Raw genomic sequence first — 22,790 nt, 5'->3', positions numbered from 1 at the left:
GCACGGGCTCCGCGACCCAGCGGCGGAGCCCGTGCCGCCGTCTCCCGGGACTACGGGCGGAAGTCCTCCGGGAGCCGGCCCCGCACCGGCCCGGTCGGCCCGGTCGGCGCGGCGGCCGGGCCGCCCTCGGGTGCACTCCAGGCGGCCCGCCGGGCCGTCTCCGCCAGCTCGTCCGGGTCCGCGGCCGCGTCGCGCGGGTCGTCGGGCCACCGGTCGACGACCGCGGCGGCCCACTCGGCCCAGTCGGCGACCAGCCGGTAGTAGTCCGTGAGGAAGCGTCCGACCAGCAGCGTCTGCGCGGCCCGCGCGGGGAAGGGGCCGTCGCCGGCGGCGTAGGCGCGGGCGGCGGCCAGGTTCTCCCGGTTCCGCTCGACGGCCCACTCCCGGGCCGCGCGCAGGGTGGCCGCGGTGTCGGCGGTGCTTCCCGACTCGGCGAAGAAGACCTTCAGGAGCTGTTCCGCCTCCAGGACGGGGCCGGCGCCGGGCTCGCCGAGCCACCCGGCCAGCGCGTCGCGGCCCTCGGGCGTGATGGCGTAGACGGTGCGCGGCCGCCGGCCCACGGAACCCTGCTCGGCCCTGGCCAGGCCGTGGCGGACCAGCTTCTTCGGCTCCTCGTAGATCTTGCTCGCCGCCCTGGGCCAGATCCGGCCCAGACCGCGGTCCATCTGGCGCGCGAGCTCGTACGTGCTCCACGGGCGCACCGACAGCAGGCCGAGGACGGCGTAGGAGGTCGTGGTGAGCGCGGGTTCCCTTGACATCGCGACCCCTCGGGGTTAGACCGGAATCGTCCCATTGGGAGTATAGGGCGGTGGTCGAGATGACCGGGACGCTGCAGGTCGACCCGTCGAACGCCGAGCAGGCCCGGGCCTGGGACGGCGACGAAGGCACCTACTGGGCCGAGCACGCCGACCGCTTCGACCGCTCGCTGCGCGGCTACCGGGCACCCCTGCTGGAGGCCGCGGCGGTCCGCCCGGCCGACCGGGTGCTCGACGTCGGGTGCGGCGCCGGCGAGATCACCTGTGAAGTCGCGCGCCGGGCGGCGACGGGCCGGGTGCTCGGCGTGGACCTGTCCGCGGCCATGCTGCGGGTGGCGCGCGGCCGCGCGGCGGAGCAGGGCCTCGGTCATGTCGGGTTCGAGCAGGCGGACGCCCAGATCCACCCGTTCCCGGCCGGGGAGTTCGACCTCGCCGTCAGCCGCACCGGCACGATGTTCTTCGCCGACCACGCGGCCGCGTTCCGCAACATCGCCCGCGCGGTGCGGCCGGGCGGCCGGTTCGTGCAACTGGTCTGGCAGCCGCGGCCGCTGAACGCGTGGTTCCTCGCCCTGACGACGGCGATGGCGGCGGGCCGGGACCTGCCGGCACCGCCTCCCGGCGGCCCCGGGCCGTTCTCGCTGTCCGACCCCGACCGGGTGCGCGGCCTGCTCACCGGCGCCGGGTTCACCGAGCCGCACGTCGAGCCGCTCACCGCACCGATGCGCTTCGGGGCCGACGCCGAGGACGCCCACCGGTTCGTCAGCGGGCTGCTCGGCTGGATGCTGGCGGACCTCGACGGGGCGCGCCGCGCACGTGCCCTGGACGACCTGCGGACGACCCTGCGCGCCCACGAGACGGCCGACGGCGTGCTGTACCCCTCTGCCACCTGGCTGATCACCGCGGCCCGCGCCTGAGGCCGGGCGGCCGTCCGGGGCCGGCTGCGCGCCGGGTCGGGGGGTGACGTTCGCGAACCGTAAGGCCCTGCACGGCCGCCCTGCGGGGTTCCCGCTCCTACAGTGGCGGCACGTCGACCGGGAAGGACGAATCGCGTGACGGACATTCAGGAACGGCCCACGGCCGAGATCGGTGTGATCGGCGGCTCCGGACTCTACGAGCTGCTGGCGGACGTGACCGAGGTGCGGGTGGCCACGCCCTACGGCGAGCCGAGCGACGTGCTGTCGGTGGGGGAGGTGGCGGGCCGGCGGGTCGCCTTCCTGCCGCGGCACGGTCGGGGGCACCGGCTGCCGCCGCACCGGATCGACTACCGGGCGAACCTGTGGGCCCTGCACTCGCTCGGCGTGCGGCAGGTGCTCGGGCCGTGCGCGGTCGGCGGTCTGCGGCCCGAACTGGGCCCCGGGACGCTGGTGGTGCCGGACCAGTTCGTGGACCGCACCTCCGGCCGGGTGCAGACGTACTACGACGGGCAGCCGCTGCCGGACGGCTCGGTGCCGGAGGTGGTGCACGTGTCGGCGGCGGACCCGTACTGCCCGCACGGGCGCGGCTCCGCCCTGGCGGCCGCGGCCGGTGCGGCCTGGGAGGCGGTGGACGGGGGAACCATGGTGGTGATCGAGGGCCCGCGCTTCTCCACCCGGGCCGAGTCCCGCTGGTTCTCCGCCAACGGCTGGTCGGTGGTGGGCATGACCGGCCACCCGGAGGCGGTCCTCGCCCGTGAACTCGGGCTCTGCTACACCTCGATCGCGCTGGTGACCGACCTGGACGCGGGTGTGGAGAGCGGTGCGGGCGTCACCCACACCGAGGTGCTCGCGGAGTTCGCACGGAACGTGGAGCGGCTGCGCACGGTGCTCTTCAAGGCGGTGGAACTGCTGCCGGTCGAGCGCGAGTGCCCCTGCGCCCACGCGCTCGACGGCCTCACGACCGGTCTTCCGGGGGTGCCGGGCGCTCCTCCCGGGCTGCCGGGCGCCTGACCGGGCCGGTCCCGTGCCGCCACCGCCGCACCAGCCCGACGGCCAGGGCGACCAGGGCGGTGGCGGCCAGCACCAGCAGCCAGTTGCGCAGGTAGGGCAGCGGCAGCAGCGAGGGGTTGCCGTGGTCGTCCCCGGCGCGCAGCACGGCGGGCAGGCCGACCGCCGTGACCGCGGCCGTGACGGTCAGCCAGCCGCGCAGCACCGGACCGCGGGCCAGGTACGCGCCGGCGAGGCAGAGCAGCGGCACCCACAGGCCGTCGTGCAGCAGCAGGGCGCCGAACGCCCACACCAGGACGTCCGCCGGCGCCGTGACGTAGGCGTCGTTCAGCAGCCCGTACGTGCCGAAGCCGATCATCGCCAGGCCTGCGGTGAGAAGAGTGGCGCGGAGCGGGGAGGCCATCAGAGCACCTCGATCCGGGTGACCCACTTGGTCTGCAGCACGCCCGGCCGGTTCGGTGCGACGATCCGTGCGGGGAAGCCGTGGTCCGGGTTCAGGGTGGCGCCGTTGACGCGCAGCGCCAGCAACGTGAGCGGGTCTTCGGCGTACTGCGGCGGCATCTCCATGACCCGGTAGGGGCCGTCGGCCTCCAGGGAGGTGACGCGGACGGCGGAGCCGGCGGGCGCGCCGGCCCGGGCGAGCAGCTCGGTGATCCGGACGCCGCCCCAGTGTGCGCTCGCGCTCCAGCCCTCCACGCAGGAGATCGGCAGTAGGGCCTCGTGCTGGGGGAGCCGGCCGAGTTCGGCGAGGGTGAGCCGGTAGGGGTGTGGGCCGACGACCTCCAACTGCCAGTCGGCGGGTACGGCGAGGGTGCCGGCCTGGGCCGCGGTGCGGTTGACCGGCAGGCCCTGGCTGCCGATGTCGGGGCGGCGCGGCGCCAGCAGGTCGAGGTGCCGCAGCCAGGGCACGCTCTGGCCGGCCGTGGTGAGGGTGACCAGCCCGGTGGCGGCGGTCACCGAGGTCAGGAAGGCGCGGCGGCCGGGCAGCGGGACGCCGGGTCGGCGCCAGTTCCGCGCGATCAGCGGGGCCTTGACGGCGAGGTGGACCAGCAGGCCCCCGGTCGCCAGCCAGCCGAGCCAGAAGTGGGTCTGCCGGAAGGGGAACGGCCACGGGTACCACTGCAGCGTGTTGAGGAGCCCGGTGAACAGCTCCAGCAGCACGGCGGCGACCAGCACGGCGATGCCCAGCCGTTCCAGTGCGTGGAGGACGCTGCGCGCCGGCGGCCACTCGAAGAGCCGCGGGTAGACCGTCCAGAGCTTCGCCCCGACGAGGGGGATCGCCGCGATGCCGCTGATCACGTGCAGGCCCTGGGTGACGCGGTAGCCGTTCGCCGGGCGGGCCGGCAGCGCGCCGGACAGCCAGGCCGGCGGGTCCTGGAGCAGGTGGCTGGCGAGCCCGGTCAGGAAGCAGAGCAGCAGTGCGGCGCCGAGCCAGCGGCCGAGGACGACCGTGGTCCGCGGCTCGTGAAGGGGGGAGCGGAACGCACCGGGTCGGAAGGGGCCGCGGCGCAGGGACGCGGGCGGCGACGGCAGGGCGGGGTCGAATCGGCGGGGGACGCCGGGGGGCTTGGATTCCACTCGTCCATCGAAGCGCTCCGGGGCGTCCGGAAGGAGGTGCCACGTGCTTACGGAATCCGAACGGCGGCTGCGCCGCGCGGCCGGCGTGCGGGTGCCGGCTGGCAGGGTGGGCCCGTGACGACCCGGACCCGACTGCCCTGTGTGTTCGCCCTCGCCGCCCTGGTGGCGGCCCTGGCCCTGACCGTGACCGTCGGCGGGACGCTGGGCGAGCGGACGGCGCTGTACGGCTGGTACGCGCTCGACGCCGCGCTGTTCGCGCTCGCCCTGGTGATGCTGCGGCGGGTACCGGCCCGTCGGGCGGCGCCGCTGGTGCTGGCGGGGAGCATCCTCGTCGCGGCGGTCGGACTGCTGGCCCCGCCACGCACCAGCGACGACGCGTACCGGTACGTGTGGGACGGGCGGGTGCAGGCGGCGGGGATCTCGCCGTACGCGTTCGCGCCGGACGATCCGGTGCTCGCGGGGTTGCGGGACGGCGGTCTGTTCCCCACCGGGGACGGCTGCCGGGGCTGGGACGAGCGGCGGACGGCGGCCGGGGACTGCACCAGGATCAACCGGCCGGCCGTGCACACGATCTACCCGCCGGTCGCCGAGGCGTGGTTCCTCGCCGTGCACCCGTTCGGCGGCGGGGTGCGCGGGGTGCAGGGGGCGGGGGCGTTGCTGGCGGTCGCCACGACCGGTGTGCTGCTGCTCTCGGGGCGGGGGAGTCGCCGGGCCGCGGTGTGGGGGTGGTGTCCCGGGATCACGGTGTGGGCGGTGAACGACGCGCACGTCGACACGCTCGGTGCCCTGCTGCTGGTCGCGGGGCTGGGCCGGGTCGCCCGCGGGCGTCCGGTGGGCGGCGGGGTGCTGACCGGCGCGGCGGTCGCCGCCAAGCTGCTGCCGGCGCTGGCCCTGCCGGGTGCGCTGTCCGGCCTGCTGTCCGGGCGTCCGGTGAGGAGGCACCTCGTCCTGGCGGGTGCCGTTGCCGGGGTGTTCGTGCTGGCGTACCTGCCGTACGCGGCCCGCTCCGGGGCGGCGGTCCTTGGGTACCTGCCGGGGTACCTGCAGGAGGAGGGGTACGGGCAGGAGCACCTCGGCCGGTTCGGGCTGCTGCGCCTGGTGGTGCCGGACGGCTGGGCGCCCTGGGCGGCGGGCGCGGTCCTGGTGGGGGTGGTGCTGTGGGTGTTGCGGCGCGGCGACCCCCGGCGTCCGTGGCGCGGCGCCCTGGTGGTGACCGGGACGGCCCTGCTGGTCGTCGCGCCGGCCTACCCCTGGTACGGGCTGCTGGTGGTCGCGCTGGTGGCGCTGGACGGCCGCCGGGAGTGGCTCGCGGTGCCGGCGGCCGGACAGGTGCTCTACCTGGCCGGCGGCGGGGCGGTCCAGCAGGTCGCGTACGGTGCGGCGCTGGCGTGCGTGCTCGGGGTGGCGTGGTGGCGCCGGCTGCGTCGGCGGGCCGTGGCGCAGGCCGTGGTGCGGAGGGCGGTCGACGGGCCGCAGACCGGGGTGACTCGGGTGCCGGACCGCAGGTGAGGCGCCCCCCGGACGGCCGCCTGTCCGACCGGCCGTCACGGCGCGGTCGAAGGGGGCCGTCCGGCTGCGCCGGCTCAGTTTCCGCAGGGCCGTCCGCCGTCCGGTGCCCGGTGCAGGGCGAGGAACCGGCGTCCGTGCGAGGTCCAGCGTTCCGTTTCGACCAGTCCGGCGCGGTGCGCCCGGCGGACGGTCGCGGCCGTGCCGAGCCGCGCCCAGGTGAACGGCGGTCCCAGCCGGCCGTCGGGGCCCTCGACCCGGACGGTCGTCCGTTCGTCGACCTCCTCGGCTTCGACCTCGACCAGCAGGGCGGCGCCGGGGGCGAGGAGTTCGGCGCTGCGGCGGAGCACGGCGTCGGGGTCGCCGCCGATGCCCAGGTTGCCGTCGGCGAGCAGGACTCCGCCCCAACGGCCCTCGCCGGGCAGCCGGTCGAAGAGCGAGCGGCGGAGCGCGAGGCCGCCGATGCGGCGGGTCCGGGCGACGGCGGCGGAGGTGATGTCGACGCCGAGGGCGGGCACGCCGAGGCCGAGGAGGGCGGCGACGAGCCGGCCCGGGCCGCAGCCGACGTCCAGGACCGGTGCGGAGAGCCGGGTGCAGCGCGCCAGGAGGTCGTGGTCGGCCCCGGCGGCGGGTCCGCACCAACGTTCGATGTCCAGTGTGATGCGGCTGCCCTCCGGGCGGCGCAGCCACAGGGGGCCGCGTCCGGTCCGGACGGCGTGGCTGAACGGGTCGTCCACCCAGGGGACGGCGTGGGCGGTCATCCGGTCGCCTCTTGTGCCGGGGCGAGTGAGCGCAGGCAGGCGGCGAACCGGCCGTCCGGTGCCTCGGCGGCGGCCGTGCGGACGTCCCGGTGGGTGTCCACGTCGGTCATGGGCGGCAGGTGCCGGACCGTCAGGCCGGCGGTGGTCAGCCGTTCGAGCAGGGCGCGGCCCGTTCCGCCGGTCGACATCGGGACGCCGAGCAGCAGCTGTCGGGCGAGTCGCCCGGTGGGGTGGGCGAGGCCGAGCGCCCAGAAGCCGCCGTCGGTGGCCGGCCCGTACCACGCGTCGACGCCGGTGCGTGCGACGGCGGACAGCGGTGCGGACAGGGTTTCGGCCCGCAGGTGCGGGGTGTCCATGCCGACGAGCAGTGCGGGTGCGTCGGGGGCCAGCCGTTCGGCGTGCGCGAAGGCGTCCGCGAGGCGGGCGTCCAACCCTCCGTCGCACTGCGGTACCACCTCCCAGCCGGGCGGCAGCCAGTCGCCCGGGGGGCCGTCGAGCACGACCAGCCGGCGGCCCGCCGGGACGGCGGAGAGGGTGTGCAGGGTGTCGGCGAGGGCTGCCCCTGCCAGCGCGGCGGCCTGTTCGGGCGTCCAGGGCGGTGTGAGCCGGGTCTTGACCCGGCCCGGGACGGGGGCCTTGGCGATGACCAGCAGGGTCGGCGGGGGTGCGGCCAGGACCGCCCGCATGTCGTGCACGGCGCGGACGGTGCCGCGGACGGTGCCGGTGACCTTGGACCGGCCCGCCCGGGGCAGGTAGTCCACCGGCGTCTCGGTGATCCGCATGCCGGCCGCCGCGGCGGTGAGCACCATCTCCAGCGGGTAGCCCGAGCGCCGGTCGCCGAGGCCGAGGGCGAGCAGCCGTTCCCGGCGGGCGGCCCGCATCGGGCCGAGGTCGTGCAGCCGGGCGCCGGTGCGGGCCCGCAGACGGCCGGCCAGTACGGCGTTGGCCAGGCGGGCGTGCGCCGGCCAGGCCCGTGGGGAGGACGGTCGGCGGCGGCCCAGGACGAGGTCCGCCTCGCCCGCCAGCACCGGGCCGGTGACCCGGGGGAGTTGGGCGGGGTCGAGGGAGCCGTCGCAGTCCATGAAGCAGACCAGGTCGGCGGTGGCGCTCAGCAGCCCGGCGTGGCAGGCGGCGCCGAAGCCGCGCCGGGGCTCGCTCACGACCGTCGCGCCGAGCGAGCGGGCCAGTTCCGCGGAGCCGTCGTGGGAGCCGTTGTCGACGACGATCGCCCGCCAGCCGGCCGGGATCCGGCCGAGCACCCAGGGCAGGGCGGCCGCCTCGTCGAGGCAGGGGAGGATGACGTCGACGTCCGTCGGGGACGCAGGGGGAGGGGTCACACCGGTCACGCTAACCGCGGCGGGCGGGCCGGCGGTGTACTCCACGCCTTACGGAAGTGCGACGCCGTCCCGGGGGTGCGGCCGCGCCCGCCCGTGGTGCTCACACCCGCTGCGGGGCGGCGGCGAACTCCACCATGCCCGCCCCGAAGGGGACTTCGGGCCGCCAGTCGAGTTCCCGGCGGATCCGCGAGGAGTCCGCGGTGATGTGCCGGACGTCACCCAGACGGTACTGGCCCGTCACCACCGGGGCGGGGCCGCCGCAGGCGGCCGACAGCGCCTGCGCCATCTCGCCGACCGTTCGCACCTCGCCGCTGCCGACGTTGTACGCGCGGGAGCCGCCCTCGGGGCGGGCGCCGATGGCGGACAGGGCGGCGAGGTTGGCGGCCGCGACGTCCCCGACGTGGACGAAGTCGCGGCGCTGGCCCCCGTCCTCGAACACCCGTGGCGCCTCGCCCCGGGCCAGCGCCGAGCGGAACAGCGAGGCCACCCCGGCGTAGGGCGTGTCGCGCGGCATCCCCGGCCCGTAGACGTTGTGGTAACGGAGGGTGATGACCCGTCCGCCGCAGGCGCGGGACCACGCCGAGGCGAGGTGCTCCTGGGCGAGTTTGGTCGCGGCGTACACGTTGCGCGGGTCCGTCGGGGCGTCCTCCGTCACCGAACCCGGCCGCAGGGTCTCGCCGCACACCGGACACGGCGGTTCGAACCGTCCGCCGTCGAGGTCGGCCGGACGCCGCGGGCCGGGGGCGACGTCCCCGTGCACCGGGCAGGCGTAGCGGCCCTCGCCGTACACCACCATGGAGCCGGCCAGCACCAGCTTCCGTACCCCGGCGCCGGCCATGGCGGACAGCAGGACGGCCGTGCCGAGGTCGTTGCAGCCCACGTAGTCCGGTGCGTCGCGCAGGTCGAGGCCGAGACCGACCATCGCCGCCTGGTGGCAGACCGCGTCCACCCCGGCCAGGGCCCGCTCCACGGTGGGCGCGTCGCGCACGTCCCCGTGCCGGAGGTCCACGCCCGCCGGCAGGTCGGGGACGGCGCCCGGTGGATGGACCGCCTCCAGCAGGGCGTCCAGCACCCTGACCTCGTGGCCCGCCGCCACGGCCGAACGCACGACCGCCGAACCGATGAAACCGGCACCGCCGGTGACGAGGATCCTCATGTCCGGCGACGCTACCGGCCGGACCGGCCGCCGGAGCGGTGCCGGACAGCACGTCATCCTTCGGTAAGCCGACCGGGCCGTCCCGGCGTGCGCCTACGGGCGGCGGGGTGCCGCCGCCCGCAGGCGCGGTCAGCTGTCGTCGTCGGGATTCATCCTCCTGAACCGTGTGGCGAGGTCGCCGGTGTCGTCGCCCGGGCGCTTGCCGCCGGCGACCCGGGCGGGCGGTGACACCAGCTCCATCGCCGCCACCAGGGCCGCCCGTTCGGTGCCGCGGCGGCCGCCCGCGCTCCGGGCCCGGTAGTACTCCGTCAGGCCGTGGATCGCGGTCTCGGCGTCGCCCGGCCGCCGGGAGCTGTTCAGCTGGTCGAACCAGGCCTGCACCTGCCGGTGGACGACGGGGTCGGCCGGGCGGCCGAACCGGTCCATGGTGAACTCGTGACGGTGGGCCTGCCAGGTCGAGGTCACCGCGTTGCCGCCGTCGTTCGGGAATGCCGTGGTGACCGCGCGGTCCCACGCCAGCACGCCCTGGAGGTAGCGCTGTCCGACCTCCTGGTTCACCGGGTTCTGCGCGGCCGAGGCGCGCAGCTGGGCCAGGTTCTTGTCCGTGAAGGTCCGTCCGGCCACCAGGTCGACGGTCTGCGGTCCGACCGGGCCCAGGGTCTCCGCCATGGTCTGCCAGCTCCGGTAGGAGCGGACGAGCCCGTCGTCGCTGCTGTTGAACGGCGCCGCGCCGTCGAAGTGGCTCGCCACCAGTTCGTCGTGCCGGGCCCCGCCGCGCAGCGAGAAGTCGAGCTCGCCGCTGGAGGTGGCACTGCCGAGCTGGAGCTGGTCCACGAAGGTGGTGTGCGGCAGGCTCTGGTGTGCGCTGACGAAGATCCGGACGAGGTCGCCGACCCTGCTCTCCCGTTCGTGCTGCGGGTACGTGTCCAGCTTGGCCAGCTCCTGGCGGGCGTGGTCGACCGCCCGCGACATCGGCCCCTCGACGTGGTCCTGCATCTCGTCGAACCGGTTGCCGAGCCAGCTCTCCAGCTCCTGGCGCGGCCTGCCCTCGAAGGAGAGCAGCGACTCCCGCATCAGCGACCAGGAGGCGGCGTGCGAGTACTGGTTGCTGCCGAACTGGGTGTCAGGGCGGGACTGCTCGCTGAGCACGATCCGCCCGATCCGCGACGGGTCGCCCGGGTGGGCGCCGATGTCCGCGACCAGCTCTGCCCTGAGCTCGTAGCGGGAGAAGCCGGTCGTACCGCCCGGCAGTTGCCCGGGCGGCTGCACCGTCACCGGCTGAAGACCGAGCTGGCTCTCGATGTCGGCGCGGTTGGCGGGCGTCATGTACTCCGGGTACGCCCGGTGGAGGCTGCGGATCAGGTGCTCCTTGGCCGTTTCGACGTCCTTCTCGGAGAGCGAGGCGGTCTGCTTGATGTCCAGCAGGGTGCCCACGACCTCGTCGGTGCGGGGCGCCGGGCCCTCACCCCGCTGGAAGGCGCCGAGGCGGTCCAGCATCCCCGCCTCGCCGTGCCCGACCGCCCGGCCGTCCGCGAACGAGGCGAACGACGTGATCTGGGAGAGCTCGATGTAGCCGGACACCAGGTCGCCGAGGTCGCGGTGCCACTCCTGGAGCGACTGCCGGCGCGACGGATCCGCGGGCAGCTCGTCGAGCCGCGCGACGATGTCGTCCCAGCGTGCCTTGACCGCCGGGTAGTCCTTCTCCGCGGCGCCCTTGGGCTCCGGCGGGAACTTCTTGAACTCCGTGATGTCATGTGTGAGTTCGGCCCACACCGACTCCGCGGAACGCCCGGCGAGACCGCTCGCCGCCCGCCGGGTCAGCGCCCACGGCACGGTGTGCGAGCGCTGGTCGGTGCCGAACCGCGTCATCGGCCGGTCGTTGGAGGGCAGTACCTCGCTGAGGTAGACGTCCCGCCCGTGCGGCGAGGCGTGGTCGGTGCCGACGACCACGGTCTGCACGGCGACCGCCAGCGTCCTGCGCGGGGGTGTGGCGGCCGGCGCCGGCGAGTCGACGTCCATCGGGGTGTGCTGGTCCGCCGTGTGGCCGGTCGCCGTGTGGTCGACGGACGACGGCGGGGGCGGCGGCGGGAGGTGACCGCTGCGCGCCACCGGGCCGGTGCGGAAGGCGGGCGGCGGGGGCGGCGGCGGAGGCGCGTCCCCGGTGGACCGCCCCGCCGTCTCGGACGGCGGCACGGTGCCGAAGGCGTCCACGTCCATCGGCTCCGGGGTGTGCTCGGCCGGGGGCCGGGTGAAGTTCGAGTAGGTGTCCATGAAGTTCGGGTCGTGCGGGCCCGAGATGTTGTTCTCGTGCGGGTCGGCGACCGACGCCCACACCGTCCAGTCGGAGCGGAAGTTCTCCGGCATCCCTCCGGTCGCGGGAGTCACCTTGCGGTCCGTCAGGTCGGCCCACCGCAGCTGCCCGTCGCGGTCGTGGACCAGCGCGACCGCGTGTCCCGCGCCCTCCTTGCCCGCGCCGAGCACGGTGGCGAAGCTGCCCGGCCCGCCGGCCTGCACCTTCTCCATCAGCTTGCGGACCGCGGCGTCGCCCTCGCCGAACAGCGCCGGACCGTCGTGCCGCTTCCACAGCGTGTTGCCCGGAATCGGCTCCACGTTCCCGTGCAGCGTCTGCCCGGAGACCCGGGGACGGCCGAAGTGGGTGTCCCGGTAGGCCTCCACGTTCTCCAGGCAGGCGTTCAGGTCGTTGCCGGGCCGGAAGCCCTCACCCGGGTGGACCGGCGCGGCATGCGGGTTCACCTTCCCGAGCAGCGAGGAGCTCATCGGCGGATGCACCTTCGGCTCGCCGCCGAGGTAGCCCATCAGGTCCTGCGTCAACGGGTGCCGGGTGCCGACGGCCTGGTAGCCGCGGTCGTGCATCACCGCGTCGCTGTTCTCGTACGACGGTGTCCGCTGCCGCTTCGCCTCCCGTTCGGCGACGGGCCGGTCGTCCTCGTCCCGTCCGCGCTTGCGGCTGTTCGACTCGGAGCGTTCCTGCATCACGGTGTCGCCGTCCGCGTCCCGCCGGTGCGGGACGGCCGGGGCGGGCTCGTCGACGTCCATGGCACGGGACTGCCGGTGCTCGGACGCACCGGTGCCGTGGGTGGCGTCCGGCGGCCGGGCCGAGGGCAGCGAGCCGAAGCCCGGCGCGGGGTCGTGCTGGTGCTGTTCCTCGGCCAACCTCTGCAGCTGGCCGGCGCTGTCACGGGACATGACGGACAGCCAGGACCGGTCGTCCTGCGGTGCGAACTCGTCGAACAGCTGCCGCTGCAGCGCCTCCAGTTCGTGGAAGCGCGGGTTGGCGTGGCCCAGCGCGCTCATCCGGGCGGTGAAGAGCATCGACTCGCCCTGGGCGTGCTGCCGGTCGGCGGCGGCCTGCTGGTGCAGTGCGGTCGCGCCGTCGTGGACCTGCTGCATGGTGGTGCCGGGCTGCGTGAGGGCGCCGACGGCGTCGGCCTGGGCGACCAGCCGGCCCCGCAGGTCGCGGAGCTGCCCGAGCAGTTCGTTGCGGACCGTGAGGAACTTCGGGTCGGTGGCCGACGGGAGCTTGCTCTGCAGCTTGTTCGCCAGGTCGTCGAACCGCTCCACCTGCTCCTTGGCGTTGATGTGGTACGGGCCGACCGTCATCTGCACCCGGTCCGCCTCGCTGGGCGGGTCGAGCCTGAACGGGCGGGTGGTCTGCTTGCCGATGTGCGGGTTGCCGTGCTCCTGCACCGACTCCTGGCTGGTGACGTGCCAGCCGTCGGGACCGTGGTGCAGGACGTTGGTGACCTCGAAGGTGAACGGGTGCGGCGAGCGGTACTCGTCGGGGCCGAACCAGTCGGTGACGGTCTTCCCGGCCCGGAAGTCGGCGCCGCCGATCAGGTTGTTCTTCGCCGAGTACGACTGGAAGTGCCACAGCTGGAAGGTGTCGGTGTGCGGGTTCACGTCGGTGGCGACGAACGCGCAGCCGTTCATGCCGCCGGTGAAGACCAGCCCGTCGCCCGGCCGCGCCGGGTCCGGGTGCAACGGCACCTCGACGTGCCCGATGGTGTGGTCGCCGCCCGCCGTCCCGGACTTGTACGGGGCGTACAGCGCGGTGACGTAGTGGTGGTCGGGCATCGGATCGGGCAGCCGGACGCCGGCCGGGGGCCGGAACTCCTCGCTGTGCTGGGCGTACTTCTCCCACGCCGGGGTCAGCACGAAGGCGTCCTTGTCGGGTGTGCTGCGGGCGGGGTCGCGCACGAGCGCGAACCAGTGCCGGTCACTGCCCTCGAACTTGGCGAGGAAGGAGTTGACCTGGTGCTGCTGCAGCCCCTCGGTGCGGAGCCTCAGCCCGGAGCCGAAGTCCACCCCGAGCGGGGTGTCCCGCAGGAAGCTCCCCGGGTCGTGCATGATCCCGTACTCGGGGGTGCCGACCGGCGGGAGCAGCGGCTCCACGGGCGGCACCTGCTGGTCGTCGTGCGGCTGCTGGTCGGCGTCCTCGTGGTGCTGATGCGGGTCGGCCTCGTGCTGCGGCCCCTCGTGCTGCTGGCCGTGGTGCTCCGGCGCGCCGTCGTGTGCGGCCGCCGGCTGGTGCGGGGTCCCGGACCCGGCGGCCGGGGTGTGGCTTCCGGTGGCCTGGGTGTGGCTTCCGGTCGGCGGCGGAGGCGAGGGCAGCGTGCCGAAGCCCCGGGTGCCGGTGCTCTGGTGGCCGCCCCCGGCGGGGTGCGCGACCGGCGGCGGGGGCGGCGGCGTCGGCACCGCGTCCGTCTCGCGGCGCTTGGACGGCGGCGCGTCGGGCATCAGCATGTCGTCGTCCGGGTCGACCCGGCGCTTCTCCGGCCGGACGGTCTGCTGCGAGGCCATCGGGTGGTCCTGGCTCTGCGACAGCATCGGCACGTCGTGGCTCTGCGAGGGCATCGGTGTGTCGTGGTCCTGCGACGCGGTGGGCGTGCCGTGGTCCTGGGTGGCCATCACCACGTCGGTGTCCTGGCTCGCCGGGGGCCGGGGCGTGGCGGGGGGCGGAGTGGTCCCGATCTCGTGGCCCTCGGCGCCCGGCCGGGCGTCGCGGGCCGGGTCGTGCAGCGCCTCGGAGCCGACCACCGGGTTCGCGGACTGCCCGGGCTGGCGGGTGAAGTCGCCGGACGAGGAGACCGGGGTCCTGCCGCCCGCGTGGTTCAGCATGCCGTGCTCGTCGGCGATGTTGACCGCGCTGGCGCTCGGCTTCTGGCCCGGCTGGTGGAGGTCGACCATGTCGGCCTCGGTCTTCGGGGCCATCAGGTCGCGCAGCTCGCGCGGGGCCAGACCGGTGTCCTCCAGCGTGCGCAGGCCGCGCAGCAGGTCCAGGGTGTGCGGCGAGTAGAGCGCCTCGGGCGGCAGGTCGCCCTTGGCCACGGCGGTCAGCACGTCCTGGTCCCGGATCACGTGCGGGTCGAGGAAGTTCTGGATCCACTTGTTGGTCAGCTCGTCGCCGAAGCGCAGGTTGGAGGCGCTGTTGGACAGCCCCGCGGTGATCTCCTCGATCAGCTTCGGCACGTCCTCGACCTTGGCCTGCACGGCCCGGTCGAACAGGCCGGCGGGGTGGTTCTCCCCCGCGCCCGCCCGGGGGAAGGCGCCTCCGTACTGCTCGCCCACCGTCCTGATGTCGGCGTCGGCCCTGGTCAGCAGCTTCGCGGCGGCCGACTTGATCGCGGCCGGGGTGCCGCCGGGCTTGAGGGTCTCCCCCGCCTCGTCGAGACGGTGCTGCACCTCGTCCCGGCGCAGCTGCTCGCGCTCGTTCGGCAGCCTGTCGGCGAACGCCTCCAGCTGCTCGGGCCGCACCGCGTTGGGGTCGTTGCGCAGGTCGTGCGCCAGGCCCTTCAGGTCCTGGCGGTCCTGGCCGAGGCGGTCGTACGCGCCCGCCAGGTCGTCGAGCCGGTCGGCGAGCCGCTCGTGCGCCGGCGAGCCGCCCGGGCCGCCGGGCGGCTCGGCGGCCGCCTGGCGCGCCGCCGCGACCGTGTCGTCGAGGTGGCGTGGCCCGGTGACGCCGTGCACCAGGGCGAGGTCCTCGACGGCCTGCTCGCGGACCTTGGTGTGGACGACCGCGAGGGCGTCCTTCATCTCCGCCAGGTTCTGCGGTGAGGGATCGTCGGAGAACTTCGCCACGGTGGCCGCGTACCGGTCGAACTCCGCCTTTACCGGGCCGTCCAGGCCGGACCGGTTCAGCTGGTTCTGCAGCTCCTGCTTGGCCGCGCCCGCGCTCGCCGGATCGTCCGTCTTCGCCGGGCTGAAGGCCGGCGCGAGCCTGTCGTTGCCGTAGGCGGCGCGCAGGTCGACGTCCTTGGCGGTGTAGCCGAGGTCGCGCCAGGTCAGCGCGGCGTGCTCCAGGCCGCCCTTGGCGTCGAGCCGCTTGGCGGCCCGCTTCCCGTCCTTGTCGTAGACCCGGTGCTGGTCGGGCGCCATGGTGTCGGCGAAGTCGGAGAAGGCCTTCGACGCCTCCACCCGGTGCTGCTCGTCGCCGAACGACCTCGCCTTGAACACGGCGGCCGTCACGTACTTGTGCACCATGTAGTCCGCCACCACGTGGTTGCGGTTGACCACCGCGGCACCGAGCTTGACGTCGCCGTCCACCATCCGGCGGACGGTCTTCTCGGCGTGCGGCTCGCCCGCCATCACCCCGTGGTCCGAGTAGCCGAACGCGGCGCGGTAGGCACCGTCGGTCAGCTCGTGCTCGGCCCCCTTCTTCGGCTTGGGCGGCGTCGGCCCGTAGTTCCCGGCGAGGGCGTCCTTGCGCGCCCGGAGGTCCTGCGCGAGCTCCTCGTCGCGGACCTTGAGGTCCTCGACCCGGCTCGCGAAGACGTTCCGGGTGGTCTTCGCGGCCGCCTCCGCCGCGGTCTCCTTGGTGGATCCGGTGGCGGTCCGCTTGTTGGTCTCGTTCTGGTAGGCGGTCTCGGCGTCCTTGAGCCGCTGGTCGGCCTCCTGCCGGAGGTCGGCGACGGCCTTGCGCTGCTCCTCGATCCGCTCCATGGCGTCCTTGGCGATGCGCGGCTCCGCCTGCTGGCGGGCGTCCTGCAGCGCCTTCAACTCGGGCGTTCCGGGCTTGGGTTCGCCCGTGAGCCTGGCCAGCTCGTGCTCGTAGACGGCGAGCCGGTCCCGCTGCCCCTCGAGGTTCGCCTTCGCGGTCTCCAGGTTGTGCTTCTCGCCCGCCAGTTCGGCCTGGCGGTCCGGTGTCTGGCGGGCGATCTCGTCCAGCCGGTGGTTCACCGCGTCGAGCGACTCGGGGACGCTGCGGCGCAGCACGTCCACGTGCAGCTGCTTCTGCTGCTGGTACGAGTGCAGGATCGCGTCGGTGTCGCCGTCGATCAGCGCGGACCGCTCGTACTTCTTCAGGTTGTCCTTGACCTTGTCGAACTCCGAGGAGTCCGGCAGGAAGTCCTTGATCGCCTCGAAGGTCTTCTCGCCGTCGATCTTGTGCGAGTACCCGTCGCCGGCCGCGGGCTTGCTGCCGAAGCCCGGCGCCTTCGGCGGCGGCGGGGGCAGGTGCGAGGAACTCCCGCCGTGCTGACCGGGGTTGCCCGCCGACGGGGCCGGCGGGACCGGCTGCGTTGCGGTCGGCGGCTGGTGGGCCGGGGGGTTGCTCCCGTCGCCGTCGACCCGGTCCATGAAGTCCTGGAAGCCCTCGTACATGTGGTTCTCGGCCGTGGTGGCGTGCACCGGGTTGGCCGGCCCGCCGTGCACCGCCCCCGGGTCCTTGCCGTACAGCTTCTCCAGCAGCGGCAGCATGGCCGGCTCGTTCTGCCGCACCCAGTCCGCGCCGTTGTTGCGCGGCTGGCCGGTGTACGGGTCGGTGCCGTGGTTGGTGCCCAGGTACGCATTGGTGACCTGTGCGAAGTACTCCTGTTCGTCGCGCGAGGAGTAGTTGTCGACCGGCTTCCCGCTGGTGTCGTGGCGCGGACCGTCCGGCCAGGCGGCGTTCGGGTCGCCGTGCTTCTGGTTGAAGGTGTCGGTGATCAGCTTCTGGTCGTGCGCGTCCAGGCCGTACCGGTGCACGGTGTGGGTGAACTCGTGCGTGGTGGTGGAGTACCCGTCCTCGTAGTGCCCGCCGTGCCCGATCGGGGTGTGCTCGCCGAGCAGGTTCTCCTCGGTGACCGCCGAGTGCCGTCCGCCCGAGCCGCGCATGTCGTCGTAGCCGCGGCCGGCGCCCGCCGAGGAGTTGTTGTGCACCCCGCGCAGGTTGTTCAGCTCCGGGACGTCCGGCATCCGCACGTCCTTCGGGACCACCACGACGTCGGCGCCGTTCTTCAGCAGCCGCGCGGCGGTCTCCGGGTCCTGGAGCATCCGGGCGATCTGCTGCTGCGCCTCCTGCCGTGCCGAGGGCGCGCGCTCCGCGCGCGGGTCCACGTGCACCATCAGCTCCGCCGCGGTCTTCGCGAACTCCTTCGGCGGCAGCGCGTTCTTCAGCGCGTCCACCGTCTGCGGGTCGCGTGCAAGCCAGCGCCGGTTCTCCGGGGTCAGGCCGGCCAGCTCCCGGGTCCGCTCCTGCGGCGACATGGACGGCAGGTCCTGACGCAGCCGGTCGGCGCCGGGCGGCGGCGTCGCCACCGCCCGCTGCTCCCGACCGAGCTGGCCGACCGCGTCGCGCACCGGGGACCTGCCGGACAGCGCCTGCAGTTCGGCGTCGCGCGCCTGCTTCTGCCGGTCGAGGAACTGGTCGTGGGCGCTGGTCGACGGTGCGTTGTGCTGACCGGTGGCGGGCGCGTTGGTGTGGCCGGCCGTCGGCGGCGCGTTGTGGCCACCGGTCGCCGGGGCGTTGTGGCCGGGGGCCGGCGCCGTGTTCGGCGTCGTCGCGGGCGGGGTCCGGTGGCCGGACTGCGCGGATCCGGCCGTGTGCTGCTGGGTCGGCGGGGCGGGCGGGGCCGGCGGGGTGGTGTCGCCGCCGAGGCTCCGGGTCGACGGGGACGAGCCGTCCCCGCCCTGGTGCGACACCGGCGGGGCCGGGGGCGCGGGTGTGTTGTCGGTACCGAGGCCGTGGGCCTGCTGCGAGGAGCCGTCCCCGCCCTGGTGCGGCACCGGCGGGGCCGGGGGCGCGGGCGGGGCGCCGTTGCCGTGCTGCTGGGCCGTGTCCGCCGGGTCCTGCCCGGTCGACTCCCGGGGGAGGTAACCGAGGCGCATGTTCCCGGAGTCGGTGCTGGCGGTCGCGTCGTGCGGTGCCCCGTTCGGGTTCGGCGAACCCCCGTCGGTCAGCCGCACCGACGGGGCGCCCAGCATCTCGGCCACACCGGGGATCCGGTGGCCGTTGCTGTTCGCGTGCTCATGGACGTGCGCCTTGCCGGTGACCAGCACGTACTTGCCGGTCCCGCCGCCTTCCGTGATGGCATGGTTCATGTAGGAGTTGAGCAGCCGCGCGCGCTCCTCCAGCGCCTGCCGTCCGAGGTCGTGCGGCCGCCGCGCCGGGTAGCCGTCCACCGCGTGGATCGTCACGCCCTCCTCCTTCGCGCGCACCACGGTCTCGTACAGGCCGTGGCCGGGCGGGGAGGTCAGGTTGCGGTCGTACGTGCGGAGCATCTTCTCCAGGTTCGGCGACATGGTGCCGCCGGGGCGCTGGAAATCGCTCAGGTGCTGCTGGAAGGCGTCGTCGCGGAGCGACTCGACGTAGATCCGGTCGACGCCCGCGGCCTTCAGACCCTGCATGTTCTCGCTGAGGAAGCGCCAGCTCGGCGACGCGCTGTGCTTCTCGCCCAGCACGATGCCGTCGAAGCCGGGGTGGCCGTCGTGCCCGCCCAGCAGCCGGTTCACGCCGTCCATCGCGGACGTCGAGCCGTCCAGGTGGTCGTTCACCCGCTGCTCGCCGACCGGGTGCCAGGTCTGCTGCGAGTCCTGGCGGGCCAGGCGCTCCAGCACGTTCCGGCGGATCTCCTGCTGCTGGAAGTGCTCCTGCGTACGGAAGTCCAGGTTGCCCGCCGCCTCCAGCACCTGGTTGCCCTGGTAGACCATGGCGTCCGGGCCGAGCTCGTTGCGCAGCGGCTCCGTGATCGCGCCGGCGGCATCTGAGTGCAGGGCCTTGAGGGTCAGCGGGTCGAGGTGCGTCTTGAACGACTGCGAGTACGGGCTGACCTTGACGTCCGGCCGGCCGTTCGGCGTCTGGACACCCGATTCGTGCCGTCCCCACGAGCCGTGCAGCAGGGTGTTCGCCGCCGTCCGCAGTTCGCCGGTCAGCTTGAAGTTGAACTTGTTGTCGCTCTTGTACCGGGCCAGCGCCGCCGGATCCGCCTTGGGCGGGTGGATCAGCGACGGACCGGCCGGGTGCTGGTGCAGCTGCGCCAGCTCGTCCCGGGTCGGAGCCTCGTCGATCGGACGGAGGCGGGAGTTCCCCGACGGCGGCGGGGGCGGCGGGAGGTGCTCGTCGCCGGTCCGACCGGTGCGGGGCGCGGACGACGAGGACCCGCTCGGGTCGCCGAGGGTCCGCGGAGTCCCGCCCGCCTGGTGCTGCGGCGGCGGGGGCGGGGGCGGCACGTGGGTGTCGGACGTCCGGCCCGTGCCCGGCCGGACGGTGCCGCCTCCGGGCTGCGGGGTCGGCTCCACCGGGCGCTGCGACACCGGACCGGTCGTGGCGTGGGGCGAGGGCGTACGGGCGCCGCCGCCCGCCGTGTGGGCGGAGCCGCCGCCCGGCACCGGACCGGGCATGAACCCGCCCGATACGGGCGGCGTGCCCGCCGGCTGCTGGACGGTGGACCCGGCATTGTCGGGAACGACGTTCCCCGGCACGGTCTCCGGCGCAGGCCTGCCCTGGGTCTGACCGCCCGAGATCCGGGTACCGCCGTTGAGGTGCGTGTCGCCACCGGGCGCGCCCAGGTGCGCGGCACCGCCGAGCGGGCCGGTGCCGTCCAGCCGGCTGGACGCCGGTGCCGGGGCTTCCGACTCGGGGGCCGGGGCACGGTGCTCGCCGCCACCCCCCGCGACATGGCCCTGCGCCGGGGCCGAGGCCGGAGCTGCCGTGTGCGGCACGGCCGCCGCCGGACGCTCCGCGGCACCCTCGTGGACGGGGGCGGGGGTCTCGTGGACGGGCGGTGCCGAGTTGTGGACGGGGCCGGTGCCCGGCTGGACGTGGGCCGGGGCCTGCTGCGCGGGGGTGGGCGTCTCGTGGACGGGCGTAGGCGTGTCGTGGACGGGCCCGGTCGGCTGCTGCGTGTGCACCGGTGTCTCGTGCACGGGGGGCACGTGCGCAGACGTCTCGTGCACGGGCACGGAGGTGTCGCGGGTCGGGACGGGCGTCTCGTGCACGGGGGCAGCGGTCTGTTGCGTGTGCGCCGGGGTCTCGTGCACGGGGGCAGCGGTCTGCTGCGTGTGCGCCGGGGCCTCGTGCACGGGCACGGAGGTCTCGCGGCTCGGCGCCGGGGCCTCGTGGACCGGGGCCGTCGTCGGCCGGTCGGCGACCGGCGCCCGGTCACCGGCGTGATCCGCGGCGGCGGGCCGGGACTCGTGCGCCGGGGCCGGGTCGGCCGGCACCGTGCGGGTCTCGCCCGTGGTCGCGTGCGGCGACGGCTGGACGTCCTGACGGGCCTGCGGCGGTGCCTGCTCGTGGATCTGCCCGGGGGCCTGCTCGTGCGCGACCGGCGCGTGCTCGGTGCCCCGGGGAGTGGTCTCGGGGGCGCGCGGCGCGCTCTCGGAGACCTGGTGCACGGGTTCCGCGGGACGCGGCGCAGGCTCGGCGGAGTCGCCACGGGCGGCGGCCGGGGCGGCAGCGGTCTCGGGCGCAGGGGTGTGCGCGGCGGGGGGTGCGGGACGGTCGGCCGTGTGCGGGGTCGGCTGCCCGGTCGCGGCGGTCTCGTTCGCCGGGGCGTGCTCGGCGACGGGCGCGGGGCGGTCGGAACCGAACGGGACCAGGCCCCGGGTGCCGGAGGCCGGCGCGGGAGCGCTCTCGGGACGGCTCGTGCCGCCCTCGCCACCGCCGTGCGCCGTAGCCGCCGAACTGCCCGTGCCGGCCGAACCGGACGAGCCGGTGGATCCGTTGGAGCCCCCGGTCAGGCCGGTGGCGGAGTGACCGCCGACGGAGCTGCCCGCCGAGCCGGCGGAACCGGTCGAGCCGGTCGAGGCCGGTGCCTCGTGCGAGCCGCCGGACAGGCCCTCGGCGGACGGTCCGCGGTAGCTCGACGAGCCGGAGTCCGACTTGGAGAAGACCGGTGCGCCGCCCGACCCGCTGCCCGCTCCGGGGGTGGCGCCGCCGGCGCCCTCGGGGCCGGCGTGCGGGGTGGGGATCTTCGGCGGGCCGTTGAAGTGGCCCTTCACGGCGGCCGCGCCGCGGTGCAGGCCGACCGAGGCACCGCCGCTCAGACCGGAGCCGAGCAGGCTGCCGCCCTCGACGTGACCGGTCGTGATGAGCTGGGTGGAGACGTCCGCACCGACGCCGACGGCTGCGCCGTGGGCCATCCGGCCCGCGGTGGTCTCCATGACGCTGCTGAGGCCGAGCTTCGACCCGCCGGCACTGAGGCCCTTGCCGATCAGGTGGCCGCTGGCACCGGCGACGGCACCGCCGAGGGCGTTCTGGCCGAGCTCCTTCATGTCGACGCTCTTGCGGTGGCCCTCCATCACCTCGATGCCCTGGGCCAGCAGGTTGATCGCGGCCATCTGCGCGGCCTGCTTCGCCGCGAACTGCAGCGTCTCCTTCAGCAGTTGCTTCAGGATCTGCTGGACGGCGGTGCGGCTGATGCCGACGAACACCGGGATCTCGGCCAGCGAGGCACCCGCGGTGAACGGCGCCTCCGCCTCCGCGGTGGCGATCTCGAAGGCCAGGATGCCGAGTTGGGCCACGATCTGGATCTTCGCGGTCTCCGCGGAGTTGGCCATCGCCTCCAGCATGTCGCCCATGCCGTTGCAGGCCTGGACGAGACCGGGGAAGTACCCCGGCTCCGCCTCGGTGCCCTTGCCGGTGGTGAACTGCGACCAGTGCTTGCCCAGGGCGTCGGCGGCCGCGCCGCGCTGGCCGTCGAGCGCGCGCTTCACCGCGGAGTCGGCGGAGCGTCCGGCGTCCTCCAGGGTCTTGGCGCCGTCGCGCCAGCGCTCCGCCATGTCGCGGAGCATGTCCTCGTCGGCCTCCGGCCAGCGGGTGCCCGCCAGCAGGAGGAGCACCCACTGCAGGGGCTCGGGGAGTTCGACCGCCATCGGATCAGGCCCTTCGGGTGGTGGACGGGTGGGCCTGTGCGATGTCGCGCAGGGTGGCGCCCGGAGAGGTGACGTTGACGGGCGCGCTGTACGAACCGGTCTGGGGGACGGACACGCCGTCGGTTCCGCCGCCCTGGAAGACCGAGGTGGTGCCCTCCTCGGTCGCCCGGTAGTTCTCGGCCATGGCCTTGAGGCCGTCCGCGACGTAACGGACGGCCTCCGGCATGCCCTTGAGACCCTTGAGCGTGTCGGTGCTGTACCGCAGGTAGCCCTTCTCGCCCTCCGCGAACTTCTTGCCGGACTCGTCGTTGCCCCACGGGGCCGTCGACTGGGTGTGGTCGAGGAACGCCGAGAGCCCGGTGACGAGTTGGGTGAGCTGGTCGGCCGCCGCGAGCACCGGGCTGACCGCGGCGCGGTACTGCTCCGGATTCACCTCGAAGCCGCTGCCGGCGGATCCGCCGGACTGCGCCGCGGCGGCGGTGGTCGGCGCGAGTCGCTTCACCTGGGCGTCGGGGGCGGTCCGGGCCGTCGTGGCGAGCGCGGTGGTCTGCGTCGGGGACGCCTCCACCGCGTCGGGCCGCAGCCGGGCAGTGTGTTCTGCCATCGGGACGCCGCGCTCCATGGGTTGGAGGGGAGCGGTGGGTTCGGCCAAGGGGACGCCGCGCTCCATGGGCTGCAGACGC

Annotated in this window: 11 protein-coding genes and 1 pseudogene; 3 read left to right on the top strand and 9 right to left on the bottom strand. The window is 74.9% G+C overall.

The window, feature by feature from the left end; genetic code table 11:
• Positions 1-50: 50 nt before the first annotated feature.
• On the bottom strand, positions 51-758 hold the full coding sequence (locus tag AB0442_RS08680; protein WP_366161644.1) for a PadR family transcriptional regulator: 708 nt from the start codon (positions 756-758) through the stop codon (positions 51-53).
• Positions 759-817: 59 nt separating this feature from the next.
• Here AB0442_RS08680 and AB0442_RS08675 point away from each other — a divergent pair, with 59 nt between their 5' ends.
• Positions 818-1,669, top strand: coding sequence for a methyltransferase domain-containing protein (locus tag AB0442_RS08675; protein WP_366161670.1), 852 nt, complete (start codon positions 818-820; stop codon positions 1,667-1,669).
• A gap of 135 nt (positions 1,670-1,804) precedes the next feature.
• Complete coding sequence (locus tag AB0442_RS08670; RefSeq protein ID WP_366161642.1) at positions 1,805-2,680, top strand: S-methyl-5'-thioadenosine phosphorylase; 876 nt, start codon at positions 1,805-1,807, stop codon at positions 2,678-2,680.
• On the opposite strand, the gene AB0442_RS08665 is transcribed toward AB0442_RS08670, so the two are convergent.
• Both AB0442_RS08665 and AB0442_RS08660 read right to left on the bottom strand, forming a co-directional pair.
• The gene (locus AB0442_RS08665) at positions 2,625-3,080 is read right to left on the bottom strand and encodes a hypothetical protein (RefSeq protein WP_366161640.1); all 456 of its coding nucleotides are present in this window, start codon (positions 3,078-3,080) and stop codon (positions 2,625-2,627) included. The genes AB0442_RS08670 and AB0442_RS08665 overlap by 56 nt on opposite strands.
• On the bottom strand, positions 3,080-4,189 hold the full coding sequence (locus AB0442_RS08660; RefSeq protein ID WP_366161669.1) for a molybdopterin-dependent oxidoreductase: 1,110 nt from the start codon (positions 4,187-4,189) through the stop codon (positions 3,080-3,082). The genes AB0442_RS08665 and AB0442_RS08660 overlap by 1 nt, the downstream gene beginning before the upstream one ends.
• Positions 4,190-4,369: 180 nt before the next feature.
• On the opposite strand from AB0442_RS08660, the gene AB0442_RS08655 reads away from it, so the two are divergent.
• Positions 4,370-5,764 carry a glycosyltransferase 87 family protein gene (locus tag AB0442_RS08655; protein WP_366161638.1) on the top strand — a complete coding sequence of 465 codons (1,395 nt, stop codon included), beginning with the start codon at positions 4,370-4,372 and terminating at the stop codon, positions 5,762-5,764.
• Between the two features lie 74 nt (positions 5,765-5,838).
• Here AB0442_RS08655 and AB0442_RS08650 read toward each other — a convergent pair whose 3' ends face one another.
• The 6 genes and pseudogenes from AB0442_RS08650 to AB0442_RS08625 all read right to left on the bottom strand — a co-directional run bounded on the left by AB0442_RS08650 (position 5,839) and on the right by AB0442_RS08625 (position 22,711).
• Positions 5,839-6,522, bottom strand: coding sequence for a class I SAM-dependent methyltransferase (locus AB0442_RS08650; protein ID WP_366161636.1), 684 nt, complete (start codon positions 6,520-6,522; stop codon positions 5,839-5,841).
• Positions 6,519-7,208 carry a DUF2064 domain-containing protein gene (locus tag AB0442_RS08645; protein ID WP_366161668.1) on the bottom strand — a complete coding sequence of 230 codons (690 nt, stop codon included), beginning with the start codon at positions 7,206-7,208 and terminating at the stop codon, positions 6,519-6,521. The genes AB0442_RS08650 and AB0442_RS08645 overlap by 4 nt, the downstream gene beginning before the upstream one ends.
• Positions 7,182-7,859: pseudogene (locus AB0442_RS08640) on the bottom strand (glycosyltransferase family 2 protein); the annotation flags it as partial. The pseudogene AB0442_RS08640 and the gene AB0442_RS08645, both read right to left, overlap by 27 nt.
• 100 nt (positions 7,860-7,959) lie before the next feature.
• Positions 7,960-9,015, bottom strand: coding sequence for an NAD-dependent epimerase/dehydratase family protein (locus tag AB0442_RS08635; RefSeq protein WP_366161635.1), 1,056 nt, complete (start codon positions 9,013-9,015; stop codon positions 7,960-7,962).
• Positions 9,016-9,144: 129 nt separating this feature from the next.
• Complete coding sequence (locus AB0442_RS08630; protein WP_366161633.1) at positions 9,145-22,107, bottom strand: hypothetical protein; 12,963 nt, start codon at positions 22,105-22,107, stop codon at positions 9,145-9,147.
• A gap of 4 nt (positions 22,108-22,111) precedes the next feature.
• Positions 22,112-22,711, bottom strand: a complete 600-nt coding sequence (locus AB0442_RS08625) for a hypothetical protein (protein WP_366161631.1) — start codon at positions 22,709-22,711, stop codon at positions 22,112-22,114.
• Positions 22,712-22,790: the final 79 nt, after the last annotated feature.

The sequence above is a fragment of the Kitasatospora sp. NPDC085895 genome, assembly GCF_040702125.1.
GTDB classification, from domain to species: Bacteria; Actinomycetota; Actinomycetes; order Streptomycetales; family Streptomycetaceae; genus Kitasatospora; species Kitasatospora arboriphila.
Note: the sequence above shows the minus strand (reverse complement) of the source record. Positions and strands in the feature narration are given on the sequence as shown.

Coding starts and splice junctions, on each gene's coding strand:
- AB0442_RS08680 (WP_366161644.1), bottom strand. CDS start 758: ATGTCAAGGGAACCCGCGCTCACCACGACCTCCTACGCCGTCCTCGGC.
- AB0442_RS08675 (WP_366161670.1), top strand. CDS start 818: ATGACCGGGACGCTGCAGGTCGACCCGTCGAACGCCGAGCAGGCCCGG.
- AB0442_RS08665 (WP_366161640.1), bottom strand. CDS start 3,080: ATGGCCTCCCCGCTCCGCGCCACTCTTCTCACCGCAGGCCTGGCGATG.
- AB0442_RS08650 (WP_366161636.1), bottom strand. CDS start 6,522: ATGACCGCCCACGCCGTCCCCTGGGTGGACGACCCGTTCAGCCACGCC.
- AB0442_RS08645 (WP_366161668.1), bottom strand. CDS start 7,208: ATGCGGGCGGTCCTGGCCGCACCCCCGCCGACCCTGCTGGTCATCGCC.
- AB0442_RS08635 (WP_366161635.1), bottom strand. CDS start 9,015: ATGAGGATCCTCGTCACCGGCGGTGCCGGTTTCATCGGTTCGGCGGTC.
- AB0442_RS08630 (WP_366161633.1), bottom strand. CDS start 22,107: ATGGCGGTCGAACTCCCCGAGCCCCTGCAGTGGGTGCTCCTCCTGCTG.
- AB0442_RS08625 (WP_366161631.1), bottom strand. CDS start 22,711: ATGGCAGAACACACTGCCCGGCTGCGGCCCGACGCGGTGGAGGCGTCC.